Source organism: Streptomyces sp. NPDC054841 (assembly GCF_053611045.1).
The window spans coordinates 1-2223 of the sequence record NZ_JBSGZO010000794.1; the positions used below are offsets into that span (position 1 = coordinate 1).

Annotated in this window: 2 protein-coding genes; one reads left to right on the forward strand and one right to left on the reverse strand. The window is 73.1% G+C overall.

The window, feature by feature from the left end:
* Positions 1 to 129: 129 nt before the first annotated feature.
* Complete coding sequence (gene trxA / locus ACWGI8_RS43275; RefSeq protein ID WP_453669003.1) at positions 130 to 498, reverse strand: thioredoxin; 369 nt, start codon at positions 496 to 498, stop codon at positions 130 to 132.
* Positions 499 to 647: 149 nt separating this feature from the next.
* Between trxA and ACWGI8_RS43280 the strand changes: the two genes are divergently transcribed.
* Complete coding sequence (locus tag ACWGI8_RS43280; protein WP_453669005.1) at positions 648 to 2090, forward strand: dihydrolipoyl dehydrogenase family protein; 1443 nt, start codon at positions 648 to 650, stop codon at positions 2088 to 2090.
* Positions 2091 to 2223 lie beyond the last annotated feature (133 nt).

Consider the following 2223-nt stretch of genomic DNA (forward strand, 5'->3'; position numbering starts at 1 on the left):
CTCCTGCTCGCCTCGCCGGCGACCCGCGCCGTCGGCCGGGCGGCCGGGCGGCGGGGCGGCGGGGCGTCAGTTCTGGTGCGCCGGGGCCCGGGCCGCACGCGGAGAGCGGCGGCCCGGGCCGCCGCCCGGTCACTGGGGCTGCTGCGCCTCCGCGATGGACTTGCGGACCTCGTCCATGTCCAGCCCACGGGCCTGGCCGATCACGTCCTCCAGGACGGGCTCCGGCAGCGCCCCGGGCTGGGCGAACACGGCCACGTTGTCCCGGACGATCATCAGCGTGGGAATCGAGCGGATCTCGAAGGCCGCGGCCAGCTCCTGCTGCGCCTCCGTGTCCACCTTCGCGAAGACGAGATCCGGATGGCGCTCGGAGGCCTGCTCGTAGACCGGCGCGAACTGACGGCACGGTCCACACCAGGAAGCCCAGAAGTCGATCAGGACAAAGTCATTGTCAGATACAACCTGATCGAAGTTTTCCTTGGTGAGCTCAACAGTGCTCATTGTTTCCTTACCTCTTCCTGGTGTCCGGTCGGACCCTCCCCCTGACGCCCTGGCGGGCCCGGGGGGACCCCCAGGCCAACGGCGCACGGGGCGGCGGTATTCCGCCTGCCCATGTGGCTTCGGTGCACACGTGGCACCAGACTGTCCGTATGACGGAAGCTGTGGAATACGACGTTGTGGTCCTGGGGGCCGGGCCGACCGGGGAGAACGTGGCGGGGAGGACACGAGCCGCGGGGCTGAGTACCGCGGTGGTGGAGGGCGAGCTCGTCGGCGGGGAGTGCTCGTACTGGGCCTGCATGCCGAGCAAGGCGCTGCTGCGGCCCGTCATCACACGTGCCGACGCGCGCAGGGTCCCGGGCGTGCGCCAGGCCGTGCAGGGCCCGCTCGACGCCCACGCGGTCCTGGCGCATCGCGACGAGTACGCCTCGCACTGGAAGGACGACGGCCAGGTCGCCTGGCTGGACTCGATCGGCGCCCGCCTCTACCGCGGGCTGGGCCGGCTGCACGGTCCCCGCGAGGTCGTCGTCGAGGGACCCGAGGGCGAGCACCACGTGCTGACCGCCCGGCACGCCGTCGCCGTGTGCACCGGCAGCCGCGCCGTCCTGCCCGGTCTGCCGGGGCTGGCCGGTGCCAAGGCATGGACCAGCCGAGAGGCGACCAGCGCGCAGGCCGTGCCCGGGCGGCTCGTCGTCGTCGGCGGGGGAGTCGTGGGTACGGAGATGGCCACCGTCTACCAGGCGCTCGGCTCCCAGGTGACCATGCTGGTGCGCGGCGGGGGGCTGCTGCCGCGCATGGAGCCCTTCGTGGGCGAGCACGTCTCCGATGCGCTCACCGAGGCCGGTGCGATCGTCCGTACGCGCGTGAGCGTCGCCGCCGTACAGCGGTCGGACGGCGCCGGCCCGGTCACGGTCGTCCTCGAGGGCGGGGAGCTGATCGAGGCCGACGAAGTGCTCTTCGCCACCGGACGCGCCCCGCGCACCGACGACATCGGACTCGAGACGGTGGGGCTGGAGCCCGGCTCCTGGCTCCCGGTCGACGACAGCTGCCGGGTCGACGGCAAGGACTGGCTGTACGCCGTCGGAGACGTCAACCGCCGCGCTCTCCTCACTCACCAGGGCAAGTACCAGGCCCGCATCGCGGGAGCGGCGATCGCCGCCCGGGCACAGCACGTACCGCTGCTGGAGTCGGACCGCTGGGGCGCGCACGCCGCGACCGCCGATCATGACGCCGTGCCGCAGGTCGTCTTCACCGATCCGGAGGCGGCGGCGGTCGGCCTCTCCCTCGCGGAGGCCGAGGCCTCCGGCCGCCGTGTCCGCGCCGTCGACCAGGACCTCGCCGGCGTCGCGGGCGCGGGACTCTACGGCGACAGCTATCGCGGGCGTGCCCGGATGGTCGTCGACCTGGACCGCGAGATCCTCCTGGGCGTCACCTTCGTCGGCCCGGGCGTGGGCGAACTGCTCCACTCGGCGACGATCGCGGTGGCGGGCGAGGTCCCGATCGACCGGCTCTGGCACGCGGTTCCGGCGTACCCGACGATCAGTGAGGTGTGGCTGCGCCTCCTGGAGGCGTACCGGGACGGCAGTCGGGCCTGATCCGGCGCCACCGCGCGCCCCGTCCGCCGGGACCATGGCGGACGGGGTTGCCCAGCGCCGATCGCAGCCGGGTTGTTCAGCGCCGATCGCGGCTGGGTCGCTCAGTGCCGATCGCGGCTGGGTGGCTCAGTGC